This is a genomic window from Kocuria oceani (assembly GCF_029524215.1).
Classification (GTDB): Bacteria; Actinomycetota; Actinomycetes; order Actinomycetales; family Micrococcaceae; genus Kocuria; species Kocuria oceani.
In genome coordinates this window covers 29,606-49,396 of record NZ_JARAMH010000006.1, presented here as the reverse complement: position 1 = coordinate 49,396, position 19,791 = coordinate 29,606, and the positions used below count along the sequence as shown (strand labels likewise).

Below are 19,791 nucleotides of genomic sequence, written 5' to 3'. Positions count from 1 at the left end.
CCGGGGCGGCGGGACGGCCGCCTGCTGCGCGCCGCGGTGTCCCCGGTCCGGACGGGACGGGCACGGCCTTCGGCCCGTACAATTGCCCGGTGATCCCGACCCCTGCCGCCCCGCCCTCGGACCCGACCGCGTCCTCCGCCGCCCCCGCCCCGCGCTCCTACGAGGTGCGCACCTTCGGATGCCAGATGAACGTCCACGACTCCGAGCGGATCACCGGTCTGCTCGAGGCCGCCGGCTACGTCCCGGCCGCGGGCGGCGAGCCGGACCTCGTGGTCTTCAACACCTGCGCGGTGCGCGAGAACGCCGACAACAAGCTCTACGGCAACCTCGGCCAGCTCGTCCCGGCCAAGAAGCGCAACAAGGACCTGCAGATCGCGGTGGGCGGCTGCCTGGCCCAGAAGGACCAGGACACGATCCTGGAGAAGGCCCCGTGGGTGGACGTCGTCTTCGGCACGCACAACATCGGCTCGCTGCCGGCCCTGCTGGAGCGCTCCCGGCACAACGCCGAGGCCCAGCTCGAGATCCTCGACGCCCTCGAGGTCTTCCCCTCGACGCTGCCGACCAAGCGGGACAGCGCCTACTCGGGCTGGGTGTCGATCTCCGTGGGCTGCAACAACACCTGCACGTTCTGCATCGTGCCCTCGCTGCGCGGCAAGGAGCGCGACCGGCGGCCGGGCGACGTCCTCGCCGAGGTGCAGGCGCTGGTGGACGACGGCGCCGTGGAGGTCACCCTGCTCGGGCAGAACGTGAACTCCTACGGCGTGGAGTTCGGGGACCGCGGCGCCTTCGCCAAGCTGCTGCGCGCCTGCGGGCGGATCGAGGGCCTGGAACGGGTGCGCTTCACCAGCCCGCACCCGGCGGCCTTCACCGACGACGTCATCGACGCCATGGCCGAGACCCCCAACGTGATGCCCCAGCTGCACATGCCGCTGCAGTCCGGCTCGGACCGCGTGCTCCGGCGGATGCGCCGCTCGTACCGCTCCCGGCGCTTCCTCGACATCCTCGACACGGTGCGCGAGCGGATCCCGCAGGCCGCGATCACCACCGACATCATCGTGGGGTTCCCGGGGGAGACCGAGCAGGACTTCCAGGACACCCTCGACGTCGTGGCCGCCTCCCGCTTCTCCTCGGCCTACACGTTCCAGTACTCGATCCGGCCCGGCACCCCCGCGGGGGAGATGGCCGACCAGGTGCCCAAGGCCGTGGTGCAGGAGCGCTTCGAGCGCCTCGTGGCCCTGCAGGACCGGATCGCCGCGGAGGAGAACCGCCGGGTGGTCGGGCGCCGGGTCGAGCTGCTCGTCACGGCGGAGGCGGGCAAGAAGTCCGGGCTGACCCACCGGCTCTCCGGCCGCGCCCAGGACCAGCGGCTCGTGCACTTCTCCGTGCCGGAGGGCGCGGAGGCACCCCGGCCCGGCGACTTCGTGACCGTCACCGTGACCGACGCAGCCGCCTATCACCTGATCGCCGACCCCCGCGGACCGGGGGAGTACGCGTTGCGGCGCTCCCGGGCCGGTGACGCCTGGGACCGCCGCCAGGCCGACTCCTGCGGCGTGCCCGCCACCGCCGCCGACGGCGCCGGCCCGCGGCCCGTGAGCCTGGGCATGCCGAGCCTGCCCGTCCGGTGAGCGCCGAGGCCCCGCCGGTCGTCGCCGTCGTCGGCGCCACGGGCACCGGCAAGACCGCCCTGGGCGTGGAGCTGGCGCTGCGGCTGGGCGGTGAGGTGGTCAACGCCGACTCGATGCAGTTCTACCGCGGCATGGACATCGGCACCGCGAAGGCCACCGCCGAGGAGCGGCGCGGGGTGCCCCACCACCTCCTCGACGTCCTGGACGTCACCGAGGAGGCCTCGGTGGCCGACTTCCAGCAGCAGGCCCGGTCCTGCTTCGCGCAGATCTGCGCCCGCGGCCGGGTGCCCGTCCTGGTCGGCGGCTCCGGGCTCTACGTCCGGGCCGCCCTGGACGTGCTGGAGCTGCCGGGCACGGACCCGCGGATCCGCGCCCGGCTCGAGCGGGAGCTCGCCGCGCAGGGCGCCGGCGCGCTGCGCGAGCGCCTGCTGCGGGTGGACCCCGAGTCCGCGGCCCGGGTGCGCGACGACCGCCGGCTGGTGCGCGCCCTGGAGGTGTGGGAGCTGACCGGGCGCCCGTTCGCCTCGTTCATGCCCCGCCGGGAGTACGTGGCCCCCACGGTGCAGCTGGCCCTGGACGTCGACCGGGCGGAGCTGCACGCCCGGCTCGCCCGGCGGGTGGAGGCCATGGTGGAGGCCGGTCTGGAGGCCGAGGTGCGCGAGCTGGCCGGGCGAGGCCTGCGCGCCGGGCGCACCGCCTCCCGCGCCCTGGGCTACGGGCAGTTCCTCGACGTCGTCGACGGCCGCACCTCGGCCGAGGACGCCGCCGAGGCGACGGTGGTGGCCACCCGGCAGTTCGCCCGCCGCCAGCTGACCTGGTTCCGGGCGGACCCGCGGGTGCACTGGCTGGGCGGTTCCGGACCCGAGACGGTGGAACGGGCGATGCGGCTCGTGCAGCGGTTCCGGACCGAGCCCACCGGCCCCTAGCCGGAGGCGCTGTCGACCGCGGTGGAGCGGCGCAGCCACCACCCGTCCGCGGCGGAGACAGGGACGATGAGCAGCCAGCTCCACGCGGCGAGTCCGGGGTCCCAGAACGCCACCGGAATGCTGAGGGCGAAGACCACCGGCGCCGGCAGGAGCCCGCGCAGCACGTAGCGGTACAGGCCGGCGTCGACCTCGGGCGCCATCAGCCCGGCGTGCCACGCATGGGCCCACACCAGGTTCAGCGAGGCGTAGACGGCCGCCGACACCGCGGCGTACAGCGCCGCCGGCCAGGGCGAGCCGCTCCCGCCGTAGTCGCTGAGCAGGCTCGTGGGCATCGGCAGCAGGGCGATGAAGAACAGGGACAGCAGGTTCAGCCACTGCAGGCGCCCGTCGATGCGGCGGATGACGGTGAACCGGCGGTGGTGGCTCATCCACGCCGTGCCGATGACGGCGAAGCTCAGGACGTAGGCGAGGAACTGCGGCAGATGAGCCCGCAGCGCCGGCTCCAGCCGCTCCGGCGGGAGGTCCCCGGGGAGGATGAGCTCCAGGACCAGCAGGGTCATCGCGATCGCGAAGACGGCGTCGCTGAAGTACACGGTCCGGTCGGTGGACTCACCGGCGCCGAACAGCCGGCCGTACGTCTGGGCGGGCCCGGCACGGCGCGGCGGGCGGGCCGGCGACTCATCGGCCATCGGGCCCACCCCCGGGCGCTCGGCCGGCTGGGCCGCCCGCACGTCGAGGACGGGCAGGTGCCCGTCGGTCTCGATGCTGTCCCCGCCCCCGTTGCGGGCGTGGTAGCCGGAGGAGAAGTTGCGCAGCACGTGCACGCGGGCGCCGGCCGAGCGCAGCGCCGCGACGACCAGGTCCCGCTCGGCGTCGGTGCGCGCGGCGACCTTGTGGGTCACCTGCAGCGTGAAGAGGGAGAGCCCGACCCGTCGGTCGAAGGTCGCCGCGCCCACCAGGTCCACGAGGGCGCCGCCCGGCAGCCGCCAACCCGGCGGGCAGACCCAGAAGCGCACGTGGTGCCGCTGGGCGGGACTGTCCGCGACCTCGCGCTCGAAGGCCAGCGCCTGGCGGCGGCCGAAGACGTACAGCGGGCTGACCGGGGCGGCCGGGTAGCTGCGGTGCAGCACCGCGGCGCGGCTGATGTGCCAGGCCGTGGCGGGGGTCAGGGGATCGGCGGCCGTCCAGCCCGCCGCGCGCATGGCCGCGGCCAGCCGCTCCGGGCTGCCCGTGACCGCCAGGTTGACCGGATCGCCCAGCAGCCCGTCGGCGGTGCGGGCGCGCCCGATGAAGTAGTGGGGCACGTACAGGCCGGTGAGCACCCGGTTCAGGGACGGGAGCAGCACGTACGCCGACAGCGCCCAGACGGGCACGAAGGCCCACACCAGCCGTCCCCCGTCGTCGACGTCCTCGAGCACGAGGTGGTAGACCCCCCAGCCCGCCAGCAGCGTGGTCACCAGCCGCCCGGAGCGGTGCAGCCACAGGACCGCGGTCGGGCCGGGCCCCCGGCGCGCACCCGGGACCGTGCTCCGTGCGTCCGGTGCCCGGTCGCTGCCTCGTGCGTCCACCTGGCCGTCCTCGCCCCCACGTGCTGCACCGGACCCCGGCCGGTGTGCCCCCAGGCTAGCCACGGCGGCGGCACCGGGGAAGGCCGTGACCCCGCCGCGGCGCACGGGCCGGGCCGCGTATCATGTCCGGGTGACCTCAGCGCAGCCCGATACCCTCCCGACCGCCCCGTCCCCGGACGCCGCCGTGCCCTGGGGGGAGCTGCGCGGGCGCAGCTTCGCGAAGGGCCACGGCACGGGCAACGACTTCGTCCTGCTGACCGACCCGGACGCGCAGCTCGCGCTCGACGCCCACCTCGTGTCCCTGGTCTGTGACCGGCACCGCGGCATCGGCGGCGACGGCCTGATCCGGGCGGTGCGCAGCGAGGCCCTGCCCGAGGGCCGGGCCGTGCTGGAGACCGCCCCGGACGCCGAGTGGTTCATGGACTACCGCAACAACGACGGCTCGATCGCCGAGATGTGCGGCAACGGCGTGCGCGTGTTCGTCCACTACCTCGTCCAGCGCGGTCTCGCCGAGGTTCCCGAGGGCGAGGTCCTGCGGATCGGCACCCGCGCCGGGGTGAAGACCGTCGCGCGCACCGACTCCGGCTACGCCGTGGACATGGGCCCCTGGAGCTTCCTGGACGGCGAGACCGCCCGGTCCCGCGGCTCGGACGCCGTCGTGACCGCGAAGGGGCTCAAGGTGCCCCGCCCGGCGCTGTCCATCGGGATGGGCAACCCGCACACGGTCGTGGCGCTCGCCGAGGGGGAGAAGCTCGACCAGCTCGAGCTGTTCACCGCCCCGGTGGTGCGCCCGGAGCCCGAGGACGGCACGAACGTCGAGTTCGTCGTCCCCGCCGACGGCGACGACGACGGCGTGGGCCGGGTCCGCCTGCGGGTGCACGAGCGCGGCGTGGGCGAGACGCAGTCCTGCGGCACCGGCGCGTGCGCGGCGGCGGCGGCGACCCGGTTCTGGGGCGGGCCCACCGCTCCGGACCAGTGGCTCGTGCAGGTGCCCGGCGGGGTCGTCTCCGTGACCTTCGTGCCCGCCCCGGACGGCGCGGAGCACGTGGTCCTCGCCGGCCCCGCCGTGCTCGTGGCCGACGGCACCTTCGTCTGAGCCCCGCCGCCGCGCCCGGCTCGGACCGGCTCCGGCCGGCTCAGGCCGCCCGGTCGACCCGCAGGACGCGGAACCCCTTGTCGGTGGCGTGCCGGGAGACCCGGAAGGACTCGCCCAGCTCGGCCGCCAGCCACTTCTGCAGCGAGTCGGCACCCAGGTTCTTCTGCACCACCAGCCACGCGCTCCCGCCGGGGTTCAGCCGCGGCAGCCAGCGGAGGAGCAGCTCGTGCAGCTGCTGCTTGCCGATCCGGATGGGCGGGTTGGACCAGATGGTGTCGAAGCGGCGGTCCGCCGGCACCTGCTCGGGCAGCAGCACCTCGACGTTGCCCAGGCCCAGGGCAGCCGCGTTGTCACGGGTCAGCCCGAGCGAGCGCTCGTTGACGTCCACCGCCGTGACCCGGGCCCCGGGCGCGGCCTCCGCCAGGCTCAGGGCGATCGGGCCCCATCCGCACCCGACGTCCAGCAGCTCCGCGCCGGCCGGATCGGGAACATTTCGGAGCAGCACGGACGTTCCCTTGTCGAGACCTCGCGGACTGAAGACGCCGTTGGAGGTCTGCAGGACGACCTCCCGCCCGCGCAGGGCCACGGTCACCGGGCGGCGCACCTCCGGCACCGAGGGATCCTCCGAGAAGTAGTGCTCGGTCCCCGGATTCGGGGCCGCCGGGCCGGCGGTGGGATCGGGGGAGTCGGAACGCCGTGTCATAGACGTTCATGCTACCGATCGCGCGGACCCGGTCCGCTCCGCGCAGCTCCACCGCCGAGGCCCCGTCCGTCGGAGCCCGCGACTAGAATTACAGCAACCACATCCTTTCCGAAAGGAACCATGACCCCGTCGAACAACACCCCTGCCGACCACAGCACCGCGGCTCCCGCGGTGGAGGCCGACAACGGCCTGAGCCGGCAGGACCTCGAGGACGTCGTCGAGCGCGTCCTGTCCCGGGCCCGGGCCCGGGAGGCCGACGCCGGAGAGCGCGCCGACCGCCGGCCCGAGGACTCCGGGTCCGCCGCGAGCGGTCCCCTGACCGGCCGCGCCCGCGAACTGGCCGACAGCGGCCAGGAGCACTCGCAGCACGACGGCGAGCAGCAGGACCTCGACGAGCGCCGCGCGCTGCGCCGCGTCGGGGGCCTGTCCACCGAGCTCGAGGACGTCACGGAGCTCGAGTACCGCCAGCTGCGCCTCGAGCGCGTGGTCCTGGCCGGTCTCTGGACCGAGGGCACCCTCGAGGAGGCGGAGAACTCCCTGCGGGAGCTCGCCGCTCTCGCCGAGACCGCCGGGTCCGAGGTGCTGGACGGCATCGTCCAGCGCCGGCTCAAGCCCGACCCCGCCACGTTCCTGGGCTCCGGGAAGGCCAAGGAGCTGCGCGACGTCGTGGCCGCCACCGGCGCCGACACCGTCATCGTGGACTCCGAGCTGGCCCCGTCCCAGCGGCGCGGGCTGGAGGACGTCGTCAAGGTCAAGGTCATCGACCGCACCGGTCTGATCCTCGACATCTTCGCCCAGCACGCCAAGTCCAAGGAGGGCAAGGCGCAGGTCGAGCTCGCGCAGCTCGAGTACCTGCTCCCGCGCCTGCGCGGCTGGGGCGAGTCCCTGTCCCGCCAGGCCGGTGGCCGCGCCGCCGCCGGTGAGGGCATCGGCTCGCGCGGGCCCGGTGAGACCAAGATCGAGCTGGACCGCCGCCGGATCCGCACGCGGATGGCCAAGCTGCGCCGCGAGATCGCCGCCATGAAGCCGGCCCGGGAGACCAAGCGGCTCAACCGCCGCCGCAACTCCGTGCCCTCCGTGGCGATCGCCGGCTACACCAATGCGGGCAAGTCCTCGCTGCTCAACCGGCTCACCGACGCCGGGGTGCTCGTGGAGAACGCGCTGTTCGCGACCCTGGACCCCACGGTCCGCCGGGCGCAGACCCCCGACGGGATCGGCTACACGCTCTCGGACACGGTCGGCTTCGTGCGGTCCCTGCCGACCCAGCTCGTGGAGGCCTTCCGCTCCACGCTGGAGGAGGTCGCCGACGCAGACCTCATCCTGCACGTGGTGGACGCCTCCCACCCGGACCCGGAGGGCCAGATCCGGGCCGTGCGCCAGGTGTTCACGGACATCGACGCGCAGAACATCCCCGAGATCATCGTGCTCAACAAGGTTGACGCCGCGGACCCCTTCGTGGTCGAGCGGATCCGGCAGCGCGAGCGCAACGTCGTGGTCGTCTCCGCCCGCACCGGGGAGGGCCTCGACGCGCTGCGGGAGCGGATCAGCGAGTCCATCCCGCGCCCCGAGACGGTGCTGGACCTGCTGGTCCCGTACCAGCGCGGCGACGTCGTCAGCCGGCTGCACGACTGGGACGCGGAGATCCTGCGCACCGAGCACCTGCCCGAGGGCACGCACCTGCTGGTGAAGGTCCGCGAGGACCTGGCGGCCGAGCTCGCGGAGTTCGCTCCGGAGGACGCGCCCGGCTTCGGCGCCGAGAGCGCCTGAGCCGGTGCCCGCAGCATTCGTCGACGAGTCCGGGCAGGACGTCTCCGGCACACGGCCGGAGACCCTGCCCGGGGCGCAGGACGCCCTGGGCCTGCTCGACACCGCCGTCACGGCGATGGGCGGGCAGGTCCGGGACGGACAGCGGCTGATGACCGGCAAGGTCGCGGAGGCCCTCGACCGCGGCCGGCACCTGCTGGTCCAGGCCGGCACCGGCACCGGCAAGTCCCTCGCCTACCTGGCCCCGCTCGTGGCCCACGCCCAGCACGCGGACAAGCCGGTGGTCGTGGCCACCGCGACCCTCGCCCTGCAGTCGCAGATCGTGGGCCGGGACGTCCCCCGCCTGCTGGCCGCCCTGGAGGGAGAGCTCGAGCACGAGGTCGACGTCGCCCTGCTCAAGGGCCGCAGCAACTACGCGTGCCTGCACAAGCTCGAGGGCGGCTACCCGTCCGAGGACGACCCCGGCGCGCTCTTCGCCCTGCCCGACGCCGCCCCGCACCCCGGCGCCGCGCAGCCGGAGACCACCGAGCAGCCCGGCCGGCTGGGCCAGGAGGTCCAGCGCCTGCGGGAATGGGCGCGCGCCACCGACACCGGTGACCGCGACGAGCTGCTCCCGGGCGTGAGCGACAAGGCGTGGCGCCAGGTCTCCGTGACCGCCAAGGAGTGCCTGGGCCGCAGCTGCCCCCTGGTCGAGCAGTGCTTCGCCGAGCTCGCCAAGCAGCGGGCCGGGGAGGCGGACATCGTGATCACCAACCACGCCCTGCTCGCGATCAACGCGTTCGAGGGCATCACGGTCCTGCCCGAGCACGACGTCGTGGTGATCGACGAGGCCCACGAGCTGCAGGACCGGGTCACGGGGGCGGTCACCGGCCAGCTCTCCGCGGCCATGGTGCGCGCGGCGGCGGCCTCCGCGCGCAAGCACACCGCCGCGAACCCCGACTCCCTCACCGCCGGGGCCGCCAACCTGGAGGCCGCGCTGCTGGGCGCGCCCGCCGAACTGCTGCACCGGGGCCTCGACGACGCCCAGGCGGCGGCCGTGGCCCAGATCCGGGACGCCGCACGCACGGTCATGAGCGAGTCGAAGGGCGGCTCCGGGGGCGAGAAGGACGGGGACGCCGGACGGCAGATGGCCCGCTCACGGGTCAGTGACGTGCTGGAGCTGGCCGAGCGCATCCTCGCCGCCGCCGACTCCCGCGAGGTGCTCTGGATCTCGCGGCAGGGCGGCTGGGAGCCCGGCCGCGGCTACGTCCCTGCCGAGGACACCGACCCGGCCACCCTGCACGTGGCGCCGCTGTCGGTGGCCGGGACCCTGCGGGAGGGCCTCTTCGACGGCCGCACCGTGGTGCTGACCTCGGCCACCCTCTCCGTCGGCTCCTCCTTCGACGCCGCCGCCGGGGCCCTCGGGCTCCGCGGCGAGGGCGCCCCGCGCTGGGAGGGCGTGGACGTGGGCAGCCCCTTCGACTACCCGCGGCAGGGGATCCTCTACCTCGCCAAGCACCTGGAGAAGCCGGGCCGGCGCCTGACCGAGGCCCAGCTGGAGGAGATGCTCGCCCTGCTCGAGGCCTCGCGCGGCGGGGCACTGGGCCTGTTCTCCTCCCGCCGGGCGGCGGAGGAGGCCGCGGAGGCCCTGCGCGGGCGCACCGACCTGCCGATCCTCTGCCAGGGGGAGTCCTCGCTGGCCGGGCTCGTCCAGGAGTTCACGGACGACCCCGCCACGAGCCTGTTCGGGACGATGAGCCTGTGGCAGGGCGTCGACGTGCCGGGGGCCTCGTGCCGGCTGGTGATGATCGACCGGATCCCCTTCCCGCGCCCGGACGACCCGCTGTCCACGGCCCGCAGCCGGGCCGCCGAGCGGGCGGGGAGCAACGGGTTCATGTCCGTCTCCGCGACGCACGCGGCCGTGCGGCTGGCCCAGGGCGCCGGCCGGCTCATCCGGGCCGGTGGGGACCGAGGTGTCGTGGCGATCCTGGACTCCCGCATCGCCACGGCCCGCTACGGGGGGTTCCTGCGCGGGTCGCTGCCGCCGCTGTGGACCACCACGGACCGCTCGGTGGTGCTCGGGGCCCTGGCGCGCCTGGCGACGGCCTGACCCGGTCAGGTCGCGGCACGGGGCCCGGCCGAGCGGCCGGGCCCCGTGCCGCTGCGGGCGCCGGACAGCGGGTTGTCGGACAGCGCGTGCCGGACAGCGGATTGTCGGACAGCGCGTGCCGGACAGCGGCTCTCAGAGGCTGCGCAGCACCGAGACGACCTTGCCCATCACCGTGGCGTGGTCCCCGAGGATGGGCTCGTAGCGGGTGTTCTGCGGCAGCAGCCAGGTGTGCCCGTCGCGCTGGCGGAAGGTCTTCACCGTGGCCTCGTCGTCGAGCAGGGCGGCCACGATGTCCCCGTTGTCGGCGGCGCTCTGCCGGCGGACCACGACCCAGTCGCCGTCGCAGATGGCGGCGTCGATCATGGAGTCGCCCTTGACCCGCAGCATGAACAGCTCGCCGTGGCCCACCAGCTGGCGGGGCAGCGCCAGCACGTCCTCCACGTCCTGCTCGGCGGTGATGGGCCCGCCGGCGGCGATGTGGCCCACCAGGGGCACCATCGTCACGTCCGCGGAGGTGGACAGCTCCGCCACGCCGCCCGGTGCACCGGCACGGGGGCCGCGGGGCGCGTCCGCCGGCTCGTGCGGGGCCTCCGGGGTCGCCGGGGCGGCCGCGTCGCGCAGCTGCAGGGGCGTGAGGACCTCCATCGCCCGGGGGCGCTTCGGGTCCCGGCGCAGGTAGCCCAGCTTCTCGAGCTGGGAGAGCTGGTGGGTGACGCTGGAGAGGGAGGCCAGGCCCACGAGGTCGCCGATCTCGCGCATCGAGGGCGGATATCCGTGCTCGGCGATGGAGCGCTGGATGGCCTCGAGGATGGTGCGCTGGCGCACGCTGAGACCCCGGCCGCGGGCGCGGCCGCCGGTGCGCCCGGCCCGGGCGCGGGACTCCTCGGGGGTGGGGGGCTGAGCCATGGGAGCGTCGTCCTTTCGCGTCCGGCTGGTGGTGCCTCCGGTGCGCGCCGGCCCCGTTCCGATGTCGGACCCGGGTGCTTCGATGGGTCTCAGCCAGCAGGGAGCCGGGGGAAGTCGGAACGCGTGCCGGCCCGAGGCCCGAACGTGCTCCCAGCCTAGGCGACACGCCGTGTGTCTTCAAACATATGTACGACCCGGTGTCGACAGCCTTCGCAGACGCGTGCTAGACATGGGTCATCGGTATTCGAAAGTATGTTCGATCGCATGCAGGCCCGGACGGGCCGCCGGTCGGACCGGTGTTCGAGATCGCCCGCCCCGTGCGGGAACGTCAAGGAGTTCATGTCATGAGTGCCAGTGCCACCCTCAGCGCCGTCGTCGCGCGCCGCCCCCGGCCCCTCGGCGGCCCGGCCCGCGCGGCCCGCCGGGCCCGCCCGTCGGCAGGGACCTCCCGCGCTCCGCTGGTCCTGACCCGGCGGGGTCGCCTGGTGCTGCTGGGCCTGCCCGTGCTGGCCGGCTCCGCGGCACTGGTCGTGCTCGCCGTGATCTTCCTCGTCCCGTCCACGGCCACGGCCACCAGCGAGCCCGTCACGGGGGCCGGGACGGAGCAGGCCACGGTGCACCCCGGGCAGAGCCTGTGGGACCTGGCCGTGCAGGCCGACCCGGAGCGGGACCCGCGGGACGTCATGGACGAGATCGTGGAGCTCAACGACCTCGACAGCTCTCTCCTCCACGCGGGCCAGCTCCTAGAGGTCCCCGCCGCCTGACGGGCCGTCCGTCCCGGCCGGCCGAACGCCGGACCTGCCGCCGGGCACTCCGTCCCGGCGCCGTGCTCCGCGTCGGTAGGGTCGGGGCATGAGCCCTGGAGCCCGCCGTCCGCGTCCCGACCACGGCAGCCCGCCGTCCATCGTGTCCGCCCGTGGTGCCCCGCGGCCGCCCCGGAGCCGGCGGGACACCGTCTGGCCGCTGCTGGGCGCCGCGATCTGCAGCGAGGTGGCCGCCTCGCTGGCCCTGAAGGCCGCCCTGGAACACCCGGGCTGGTACCTGCTCGTCATCTCCGGCTACAGCGCCGCGTTCGTGTTCCTCGCGGCGGTGCTGCGCCGCGGGCTGCCCGTCGGCGTGGCCTACGGGATCTGGGCGGCCACGGGCGTGACGCTCACCGCCCTCCTGGCGGCCCTGGTCTTCGGGGAGGCCCTGAGCCCGCTGGTGCTCGCCGGCATCGCCCTGGTGGTCGCCGGGGTGCTCTGCGTGGAGGTCGGCGCCCACCGGGCAGCCGGGGACGGCGGCGCCTGATGGCCTGGCTGTACCTGACCGGGGCGATCCTCACCGAGGTCGCCGCCACCCTGTCCCTGCGGGTCGCGGCGCAGGGCCGCCGGCGCTGGTACGCCGCCGTGCTGACCGGCTACCTGCTCGCGTTCACGCTGCTCGCCCTCGCCCTGCGCCAGGGTCTGGGGCTGGGCGTGGCCTACGGCATCTGGGCCGCGGCGGGCGTGGCGCTCACCGCGGTCGCGGGCCGGCTGCTCTTCGGCGAGCCGCTGAGCCGGCTCATGGTGCTGGGCATCGCGCTCATCATGGGCGGCGTGCTGCTGATCGAGCTCGGCGCCGCCCACTGACCCCCTCCACCCCGTCCGAGCCCTCCGCGGGCGGCGCCGCGGGCAGGTCTAAACTGTTCGGGTGACGCAGAACCTGGACCGACTCAACGCCCTCCCGCTGCGCGACGACCTGCGCGGCAAGGCCCCCTACGGCGCCCCGCAGCTGGACGTCGCCGTGGCGCTCAACACCAACGAGAACACCCACCCGGTCCCGGCGGACGTGCACACCGCGATCGTGGAGGAGGTCACCGCGGCGGCCCGGACCCTCAACCGGTACCCGGACCGGGAGTTCACGGCCCTGCGCGAGGAGCTCGCCGGATACCTGGGCCACGGGCTGGAGGCCGAGAACCTCTGGGCGGCCAACGGCTCCAACGAGATCCTGCAGCAGGTCCTGCAGGCCTTCGGCGGCCCCGGGCGCTCCCTGCTCACCTTCGTCCCGACCTACTCCATGTACCCCCTGCTGGCCGCGGGCACGCACACCGGTTTCGTGGCGGGGGAACGGTCCGCGGACTTCGGGCTCACCGCGGAGTCGGCGGCCGAGCAGGTCCGCCGGCACCGCCCCGACGTCGTCTTCCTCTGCTCGCCCAACAACCCGACGGGCACGGCCCTGGACGAGGACGTCGTCACGGCCGTGTACGAGGCCGGTGAGCCCAACCGGGCCGTCGTGGTCGTGGACGAGGCCTACGCGGAGTTCTCCCACCGGGGCACGGGCACCGCGCTGTCCCTGCTGGCGGGCCGGCCCCGCCTGATCGTCAGCCGCACCATGAGCAAGGCCTTCGCGCTCGCCGGTGCCCGGCTGGGCTACTTCGCCGCGGCTCCCGAGGTCGCCGACGCGATCCGGCTCGTGCGCCTGCCCTACCACCTCTCGGCCGTCACCCAGGCGACCGCCCTGGCCGCCCTGCGCCACTCGGCGGCGCTGCTGGCCAACGTCGAGGACATCAAGCGCCAGCGGGACCGCATCGTCGAGGAGCTGCGTCGGCTCGGGCTCGCACCGGCGGCGTCGGACTCCAACTTCGTGTTCTTCGGCGGGATGCCGGACTCCCGGGCCATGTGGCAGGCGCTGCTCGAGGACGGGGTGCTGGTGCGCGACGTCGGGATCCCCGGCCACCTGCGGGTCACCGCCGGCACGGAGGAGGAGACCACCGCCTTCCTGACCAGCATGGAGCGGATCGTCTCCGCCGGCTGAGGCCCCGCGAACCGGGGCCCTCCGTCCCGGATAGCATGGAGTCAGACAACCACCGGGCCCGACGCGCCGCCCGCCCGGGGCGGCCCGGGCCACCCCGCGGCCCGTCGACGGCCGCGCCGCGCCCGCGAGGAGTTCCACCCGCATGACCGACCAGAGCCCCACCGGCACCCGTGCCCCCCGCCGCGCCTCCCTGGAGCGGCGCACGAGCGAGTCCTCCGTGTCCGTCGAGATCGACCTCGACGGCACGGGCGCGAACGACATCGACACCTCGGTGCCGTTCTACGACCACATGCTCACCGCCCTGTCGAAGCACTCCCTCATCGACATGCGGATCCGGGCCACCGGCGACACCCACATCGACGTCCACCACACGGTCGAGGACACGGCCATCGTCCTCGGGGACGCCCTGCGGCAGGCCCTGGGAGACAAGGCCGGCATCCGCCGCTTCGGCGAGGCCACCGTCCCGCTGGACGAGGCCCTGGCCAACGCCGTGGTGGACATCTCCGGCCGCCCCTACGCGGTGCACACCGGGGAGCCCGAGGGCCAGCAGTACCACCTCATCGGCGGGCACTTCACCGGCTCGATGGTCCAGCACGTCTTCGAGTCCCTCGCCCACCACGCCGGGATCTGCCTGCACATCACGCTGCTGGCCGGCCGGGACCCGCACCACATCGCCGAGGCCCAGTTCAAGGCCCTCGCGCGCGCCCTGCGCCAGGCCGTGGAGCCCGACCCCCGGGTCAGCGGCGTCCCGTCGACCAAGGGCGCCCTGTGAGCGCGGAAGGAGATCGCATGCCGGAGGAGTCCACCCGGCCGGAGCGCCCCGCCCGGCCCACCGTCACGGTCCTCGACTACGGCGCGGGCAACGTCCGCTCGGCCGTGCGCGCCCTCGAGGCCGCCGGGGCCGACGTGGTGCTCAGCGCCGACCCCGAGGCCGTCCTGGACGCGGACGGGCTCGTGGTGCCCGGCGTCGGCGCGTTCGCCGCGGTCATGGACGGTCTGCGCTCCGTCGACGGCCTGCGCCTGATCGGCCGCCGCCTCGCCGGCGGGCGCCCCGTGCTGGGCATCTGCGTGGGCCTGCAGGTCCTCTTCGAGTCAGGCGTCGAGCACGGTCAGGAGACCGAGGGCATGGGCGAGTGGCCCGGCGTCGTCGAGCGGCTGAAGGCCGACGTGGTCCCGCACATGGGCTGGAACACCGTCGACCCGCCCGAGGACTCGGTGCTGTTCCGGGGCATCGAGGACGAGCGCTTCTACTTCGTGCACTCCTACGGGGTGCAGGAGTGGGACTTCCCGCAGAACATCCTGAAGATGAAGCCGCCGCAGGTCACCTGGTCCGAGCACGGGGGACGGTTCATCGCCGCCGTGGAGAACGGGGCGCTGTGCGCCACGCAGTTCCACCCGGAGAAGTCCTCCGAGGCCGGCATCCAGCTGCTGCGCAACTGGCTGGGCACCCTCCCGCGGACCGGGCGGCTGGACCACCTCAAGGCCGGTGACCCCCTGGGCGGGGACACCCTGGCCGGGCGCCCGACCCTCCAGCAGGAGGACGACGCCGCGTGAGCGCCGCCGTCGTCGTGATGGTCCTCGGCGCCTTCATCGCCGGCGGCGCCATCTCGTTCCACCGGCAGAAGATGCCGGCCTGGACGGTGGTGGTCCTGGCCCTGGTCGCCGCCGGGCTCATCGGCTACGGCTGGTACTCCTGGTTCCAGGCCCGCTGAGCCCGCCCGTCCCGCACGTCCCCGACCCGGAGCGGCTCACCGAGCAGCTCCACCACCCGAGCAGCCCCGGCCGGCCCCGCGCCGTCCGGGAGCCCGAGAAGGAAGAGATCCCATGCCCCTGAGCGAGACCCCCCGCCTGCAGCTGCTGCCCGCCGTCGACGTCGCCGACGGCCAGGCCGTGCGCCTGGTCCAGGGCGAGGCCGGCTCCGAGACCGGCTACGGCGATCCCCTGGAGGCCGCGCTCGCCTGGCAGGAGGCCGGCGCGGAGTGGATCCACCTCGTGGACCTCGACGCCGCCTTCGGCCGCGGGGACAACATCGAGGTGCTGCGCCGCGTCGCGGCCGAGCTCGAGCTGAAGGTCGAGATGTCCGGCGGCATCCGGGACGACGCCTCGCTGGAGCGGGCCCTGTCCCTGGACCCGGCCCGGATCAACCTCGGCACCGCCGCCCTCGAGAACCCCCAGTGGACCCGGAAGGTGATCGCCCAGCACGGCGAGGTCATCGCGGTGGGCCTCGACGTGCGCGGCACCACGCTCGCCGCGCGCGGCTGGACCGAGGAGGGCGGTGACCTCTGGGAGGTCCTGGACCGCCTCGAGGAGGACGGCTGCGCCCGGTACGTGGTCACCGACGTCACCAAGGACGGCACCCTGAAGGGGCCCAACCTCGAGCTGCTGAAGGAGGTCGCCACCCGCACGGACAAGCCGGTGGTCGCCTCCGGCGGCATCTCCTCCCTCGACGACCTCGCGGCCCTGCGCACGCTCGTGCCCTCCGGCGTGGAGGGCGCCATCGTGGGCAAGGCCCTCTACGCGGGCCGGTTCACGCTCGGGGAGGCCCTCGACGTGGCGGGCCGTCCGGCGGCGCGGTGACCGAGCGCCGGCTCCCCGCCCACATCGAGGCCCAGCTCGCGAGCGCCGGCGGCACGGAGGACACCGGCGGGCAGGCCTGGGCCGGGCGCAACCTGGGGGAGGGCACCAGCCACATCCACCGGTTCCCCGACGACGACGGCGCCGCCGCCGCGGCGGTCCTCGAGGCGCTCGCCGGCCTGCGGGCCGGCACCGGGGACGAGTCGCAGGTGGTCGCCGCCCTGGCCGGCACCCGGGTGTTCGTGCCGGTCGTGGCCGAGGTGGCCTCCTCGACCGTGACCGCCTCCGGGCACGTGGCCGACAAGGAGGCGGACATGGCGCTCGTGTCCCTGCGGGCGGCCGACGGGCGCCCGGTGCTGCCCGTGTTCACGTCCACCGCGGCCCTGACCGCCTGGCACCCCCAGGCCCGGCCCGTGGCCACCGACGTCCGCCGGGCGGCGGTCGCGGCGGTCAAGGACGGCACCCAGCTGCTCGTGCTCGACCCCGGGGCGGACCTGCCCTTCGTGGTGCGCCGGCCGGCGCTCTGGGCGCTGGCCCAGGGCCGGGCCTGGACGCCGTCCTACCGGAGCCCGGCCGTCGCCGAGGCGGTGCGCCGCTGCGCCGAGGGACTGCCCGGAGTGACCTCGGCGGGGACCGCGCCCGGCAGCGGTGTCGCGGCCCGGGCCGCGGACGGGGCGGTGGTCGACGGCGGGGGAGCCGGCCCGGAGCTGGCGGTCGTGCTCTCCCTGCGCGCCGGGCTGGACCGGACGCAGGTGGACGACGTGCTCGCCCGCTTCCAGGCCCGGCTCAGCGTCGAGCCGGCCCTGGCCGAGGACGTGGACTCGATGCAGCTGCGCCTCACGACCGCGGGCTGACCCGGTGTCCCGGATCAGCCCGCGTCGACGTGGTGCTCGGGAGCCCGGTCAGCTCACCGGACCGGTGAACTTCTCGCCCGGCCCCTGCCCCGGGGCGTCCGGGTAGAGGGAGGCCTCGCGGAACGCCAGCTGGAGCGTGCGCAGGCCGTCGCGCAGCGGGGCGGCGTGCTGGGAGCCGATCTCCGGGGCGGCGGCCGTGACGAACCCGGCCAGGGCGGTGATCAGCTTGCGCGCCTCGTCCAGGTCCTTGAGCTCGTCCGCGTCCTCGCCGGCGGCCAGGCCGCACTTCACGGCGGCCGCGCTCATGAGGTGGACGGCGGCGGTCGTGATGACCTCGATGGCGGGGACCTCCGCGATGTCGCGCATCTGCTCGTCGACGGCCTGCACCGTCTCCTGCGGGATGTCCTGGCCGGAGCGGGCGGCGTCGTCGTCGAAGCGGAAGGTGTTCTCGGAAGTCATGGTCCAACTCTGCCACAACGCTCCCGCCCGCCGGGCCTATCCTGCAGGGGAGGCCGGTGCCGGCCGGGGAGGGGCGGGACCGAGGTGTGGATCGGGTGGATCGAGTTCGACCTGCTGCTGGGGGACGTGCACTCCCTCAAGGCCAAGCGGTCGGTGGTGCGGCCCCTCGTGGCCGAGCTGCGCCGCCGCTTCCCGGTGAGCGTCGCGGAGGTCGGTCACCTCGACCTGCACCGCCGGGCCCTGGTGGGGGCCGGTGTCGTCACCGGGGACTCCGCCCACCTGGTCGACGTCCTCGACCAGCTCGAGCGCTTCGTGGCCGCCCGCCCCGAGACGGAGCTGCTCTCGGCGCACCGCGGCCTGCACACGACCGAGGACGAGTGAGGGGTCGGATGGGGACCGGCAGCGCCCCGGTTCCCCAACCCCCGGCCGATGCGCTAGACTGGCGGGCAGTGTGCAAGTGGAGGAAGCTCCCACCCGCGCCGACCACGGTCGCCGGGTTCGCGACGACATCGTCCGCACGACGGCCCGCCGGGTTCCCCGTGCCGGTGCCGTCACGCAGTGCACCACCCCCGGGTGGTGCGCCGATGAGCCTCCGCTTGCCGACCGCAGCGGGGGCTTTTGCCGTTGTGGACCGGACCGAACCATGAGGTCCCCGGAAGCCTCCGGGCGATCACGCAGAACATCAGGAGCACGGCATCAGCGATCCACGCATCAATGACAGAATCCGAGTCCCCGAAGTCCGTCTCGTCGGACCCGCAGGCGAGCAGGTCGGCATCGTCCGCGTCGAGGACGCACTGAGGCTGGCCCGCGAATCGGATCTCGATCTGGTCGAGGTGGCGCCCAACGCCAAGCCGCCGGTGGCCAAGCTCATGGACTTCGGCAAGTATAAGTACGAGGCCGCGGTCAAGGCCCGGGAGTCGCGCAAGAACCAGACGAACACGGTCCTCAAGGAGGTCCGGTTCCGGCTCAAGATCGACACGCACGACTACGAGACCAAGGTCGGCCACGCCAAGCGCTTCCTCGGCGCCGGCGACAAGGTCAAGGCCATGATCCAGTTCCGCGGCCGTGAGCAGCAGCGCCCCGAGATGGGCGTGCGCCTGCTCGAGCGCTTCGCGAACGACGTCGCCGAGGTCGGCGCGGTCGAGTCGAGCCCCCGGGTCGACGGGCGCAACATGGTCATGGTCGTGGGCCCGCTGAAGAACAAGGCCGAGGCCAAGGCCGAGGCGCGCCGCCAGAAGCAGCGCGAGGAGGCCCGGGCCGAGAACGACCGCAAGGCCAAGGAGAAGGTCGACACCTCCTCCGCCGAGCCCGTGACCCAGTCGATCGGGGACGCGTTCCCGGCCGAGCTGCGCGAGCAGGCCGCCCGGACCGAGGAGCCGGCGCAGCAGACCGCGCCGGAGCCCGAGGTGCAGGAGGCGGCCCCCGCCGCGGCCACGGAGCAGGAGGCGGCGCCCGCCGCCCCCGCCGAGGCGGCGCCGCGGCCTGCGGCACCGGCGGCTCCGAAGGCCCCGGCTCCGAAGGCCGCGGCCCCCCAGGCACCGCGCCCGGCGCCCAAGGCTCCGCGGCCCGGCCCGAAACCGGGCGCCAAGCCCGGTCCCCGGGTCTGAGCGGACAGCAGGACCTTCCGCACGAGCGGAGCAGAACTGACAACGCCCCGTGGGCGCAGCCGGTCCCGGCTGTGCCCGGGGGGCACCGTTGAGGTGCGACGGACGTCGTCGTGCCCTCCGGTGGCCACCACCGGAAGAGACGCAAGGAGAACGGCCCACATGCCGAAGATGAAGACCCACAGCGGGGCGAAGAAGCGCTTCAAGCTCACCGGTACCGGCAAGGTCAAGCGCCAGCAGGCCAACCGCCGCCACTACCTGGAGCACAAGTCCTCCCGCCTGACCCGCCGCCTGGCGTCCGACCAGATCGTCACCCCGGGCGAGGCCAAGGTCATCAAGAAGATGCTGGGCAAGTAACCCCCACCGCATCCGCAGGGGAGCCCGCCTCCCCGCCCCGCACAGATTTGACCTCCCGGCCGACCGGCCGGGACCGAAGTGAAGGAGTACACACGTGGCACGTGTGAAGCGGGCGGTCAACGCCCACAAGAAGCGCCGGGAAATCCTCGAGCAGGCCTCCGGCTACCGCGGCCAGCGCTCGCGCCTGTACCGCAAGGCGAAGGAGCAGGTCACCCACTCGTTCGTCTACAGCTACAACGACCGCCGCAAGCGCAAGGGCGACTTCCGCCGGCTGTGGATCCAGCGCATCAATGCCGCTGCCCGCGCCAACGGCCTGACCTACAACCGCTTCATCCAGGGCCTGAAGGCCGCCGAGGTGGAGGTCGACCGGCGCATGCTCGCCGAGCTGGCCGTCAACGACGCGCAGGCCTTCGCCGGGCTGGTCGAGATCGCCAAGAACGCCCTGCCGGAGGACACCTCCGCGCCGCGCGAAGCCGCAGCCTGACCCCGTC

22 protein-coding genes are annotated in these 19,791 nt (G+C 74.4%); 18 read left to right on the top strand and 4 right to left on the bottom strand.

The window, feature by feature from the left end; translation table 11 throughout:
* Window positions 1–92: 92 nt before the first annotated feature.
* Together miaB and miaA are read left to right on the top strand one after the other, a co-directional pair.
* A complete protein-coding gene (gene miaB, locus PU704_RS08360; RefSeq protein ID WP_047804020.1) occupies window positions 93–1,625 on the top strand; it encodes a tRNA (N6-isopentenyl adenosine(37)-C2)-methylthiotransferase MiaB in 1,533 nt (510 codons plus the stop codon).
* On the top strand, window positions 1,622–2,551 hold the full coding sequence (gene miaA / locus PU704_RS08355) for a tRNA (adenosine(37)-N6)-dimethylallyltransferase MiaA (protein ID WP_277550982.1): 930 nt from the start codon (window positions 1,622–1,624) through the stop codon (window positions 2,549–2,551). The genes miaB and miaA overlap by 4 nt, the downstream gene beginning before the upstream one ends.
* Here miaA and PU704_RS08350 read toward each other — a convergent pair.
* On the bottom strand, window positions 2,548–4,119 hold the full coding sequence (locus tag PU704_RS08350) for an LssY C-terminal domain-containing protein (RefSeq protein WP_277550981.1): 1,572 nt from the start codon (window positions 4,117–4,119) through the stop codon (window positions 2,548–2,550). The genes miaA and PU704_RS08350 overlap by 4 nt on opposite strands.
* A gap of 130 nt (window positions 4,120–4,249) precedes the next feature.
* Here PU704_RS08350 and dapF point away from each other — a divergent pair, with 130 nt between their 5' ends.
* Window positions 4,250–5,215, top strand: a complete 966-nt coding sequence (gene dapF, locus PU704_RS08345) for a diaminopimelate epimerase (protein WP_047804013.1) — start codon at window positions 4,250–4,252, stop codon at window positions 5,213–5,215.
* 40 nt (window positions 5,216–5,255) lie between these two features.
* Here dapF and PU704_RS08340 read toward each other — a convergent pair whose 3' ends face one another.
* On the bottom strand, window positions 5,256–5,918 hold the full coding sequence (locus PU704_RS08340; protein WP_277550980.1) for a class I SAM-dependent methyltransferase: 663 nt from the start codon (window positions 5,916–5,918) through the stop codon (window positions 5,256–5,258).
* A gap of 120 nt (window positions 5,919–6,038) precedes the next feature.
* Here PU704_RS08340 and hflX point away from each other — a divergent pair, with 120 nt between their 5' ends.
* Complete coding sequence (gene hflX / locus PU704_RS08335; protein ID WP_047804012.1) at window positions 6,039–7,685, top strand: GTPase HflX; 1,647 nt, start codon at window positions 6,039–6,041, stop codon at window positions 7,683–7,685.
* A gap of 4 nt (window positions 7,686–7,689) precedes the next feature.
* Entirely contained in the window at window positions 7,690–9,771 is a 2,082-nt protein-coding gene (locus tag PU704_RS08330; RefSeq protein ID WP_047804011.1) for an ATP-dependent DNA helicase, read from the top strand.
* Between the two features lie 132 nt (window positions 9,772–9,903).
* On the opposite strand, the gene lexA is transcribed toward PU704_RS08330, so the two are convergent.
* Window positions 9,904–10,677, bottom strand: coding sequence for a transcriptional repressor LexA (gene lexA / locus PU704_RS08325; protein ID WP_277550979.1), 774 nt, complete (start codon window positions 10,675–10,677; stop codon window positions 9,904–9,906).
* Window positions 10,678–11,021: 344 nt separating this feature from the next.
* On the opposite strand from lexA, the gene PU704_RS08320 reads away from it, so the two are divergent.
* The 9 genes from PU704_RS08320 to PU704_RS08280 all read left to right on the top strand — a co-directional run bounded on the left by PU704_RS08320 (window position 11,022) and on the right by PU704_RS08280 (window position 16,880).
* A complete protein-coding gene (locus PU704_RS08320; protein ID WP_047804009.1) occupies window positions 11,022–11,441 on the top strand; it encodes a LysM peptidoglycan-binding domain-containing protein in 420 nt (139 codons plus the stop codon).
* An 88-nt stretch (window positions 11,442–11,529) separates the two neighbouring features.
* A complete protein-coding gene (locus tag PU704_RS08315; RefSeq protein ID WP_338130224.1) occupies window positions 11,530–11,967 on the top strand; it encodes a DMT family transporter in 438 nt (145 codons plus the stop codon).
* Window positions 11,967–12,287: a DMT family transporter gene (locus tag PU704_RS08310; RefSeq protein ID WP_277550978.1), complete on the top strand. Its 321-nt coding sequence runs from the start codon at window positions 11,967–11,969 to the stop codon at window positions 12,285–12,287. Before PU704_RS08315 ends, PU704_RS08310 begins: the two co-directional genes overlap by 1 nt.
* Window positions 12,288–12,348: 61 nt before the next feature.
* Complete coding sequence (locus PU704_RS08305) at window positions 12,349–13,452, top strand: histidinol-phosphate transaminase (protein WP_277550977.1); 1,104 nt, start codon at window positions 12,349–12,351, stop codon at window positions 13,450–13,452.
* 142 nt (window positions 13,453–13,594) lie between these two features.
* Window positions 13,595–14,224 (top strand): imidazoleglycerol-phosphate dehydratase HisB, encoded by a 630-nt coding sequence (gene hisB, locus PU704_RS08300; RefSeq protein WP_047804005.1) that lies wholly within the window; start codon window positions 13,595–13,597, stop codon window positions 14,222–14,224.
* A gap of 17 nt (window positions 14,225–14,241) precedes the next feature.
* Window positions 14,242–15,006 carry an imidazole glycerol phosphate synthase subunit HisH gene (gene hisH, locus PU704_RS08295; protein ID WP_277550976.1) on the top strand — a complete coding sequence of 255 codons (765 nt, stop codon included), beginning with the start codon at window positions 14,242–14,244 and terminating at the stop codon, window positions 15,004–15,006.
* Complete coding sequence (locus PU704_RS08290) at window positions 15,003–15,164, top strand: hypothetical protein (RefSeq protein ID WP_187347231.1); 162 nt, start codon at window positions 15,003–15,005, stop codon at window positions 15,162–15,164. Before hisH ends, PU704_RS08290 begins: the two co-directional genes overlap by 4 nt.
* 112 nt (window positions 15,165–15,276) lie before the next feature.
* Complete coding sequence (priA, locus tag PU704_RS08285; RefSeq protein ID WP_277550975.1) at window positions 15,277–16,029, top strand: bifunctional 1-(5-phosphoribosyl)-5-((5-phosphoribosylamino)methylideneamino)imidazole-4-carboxamide isomerase/phosphoribosylanthranilate isomerase PriA; 753 nt, start codon at window positions 15,277–15,279, stop codon at window positions 16,027–16,029.
* Window positions 16,026–16,880: an SseB family protein gene (locus tag PU704_RS08280; protein ID WP_277550974.1), complete on the top strand. Its 855-nt coding sequence runs from the start codon at window positions 16,026–16,028 to the stop codon at window positions 16,878–16,880. Before priA ends, PU704_RS08280 begins: the two co-directional genes overlap by 4 nt.
* Before the next feature lie 48 nt (window positions 16,881–16,928).
* Here the strand turns inward: PU704_RS08280 and PU704_RS08275 are convergent, their stop codons facing one another.
* Complete coding sequence (locus tag PU704_RS08275) at window positions 16,929–17,339, bottom strand: DUF1844 domain-containing protein (RefSeq protein WP_047804001.1); 411 nt, start codon at window positions 17,337–17,339, stop codon at window positions 16,929–16,931.
* Window positions 17,340–17,423: 84 nt separating this feature from the next.
* Between PU704_RS08275 and PU704_RS08270 the strand changes: the two genes are divergently transcribed.
* The 4 genes from PU704_RS08270 (at window position 17,424) to rplT (ending at window position 19,784) form a co-directional block, all read left to right on the top strand.
* Complete coding sequence (locus PU704_RS08270) at window positions 17,424–17,720, top strand: DUF503 domain-containing protein (protein WP_047804000.1); 297 nt, start codon at window positions 17,424–17,426, stop codon at window positions 17,718–17,720.
* A gap of 314 nt (window positions 17,721–18,034) precedes the next feature.
* On the top strand, window positions 18,035–18,946 hold the full coding sequence (gene infC / locus PU704_RS08265; RefSeq protein WP_277551086.1) for a translation initiation factor IF-3: 912 nt from the start codon (window positions 18,035–18,037) through the stop codon (window positions 18,944–18,946).
* A gap of 159 nt (window positions 18,947–19,105) precedes the next feature.
* Complete coding sequence (gene rpmI, locus PU704_RS08260) at window positions 19,106–19,300, top strand: 50S ribosomal protein L35 (RefSeq protein ID WP_047803998.1); 195 nt, start codon at window positions 19,106–19,108, stop codon at window positions 19,298–19,300.
* Between the two features lie 94 nt (window positions 19,301–19,394).
* Window positions 19,395–19,784 carry a 50S ribosomal protein L20 gene (gene rplT / locus PU704_RS08255; RefSeq protein WP_047803997.1) on the top strand — a complete coding sequence of 130 codons (390 nt, stop codon included), beginning with the start codon at window positions 19,395–19,397 and terminating at the stop codon, window positions 19,782–19,784.
* Window positions 19,785–19,791: the final 7 nt, after the last annotated feature.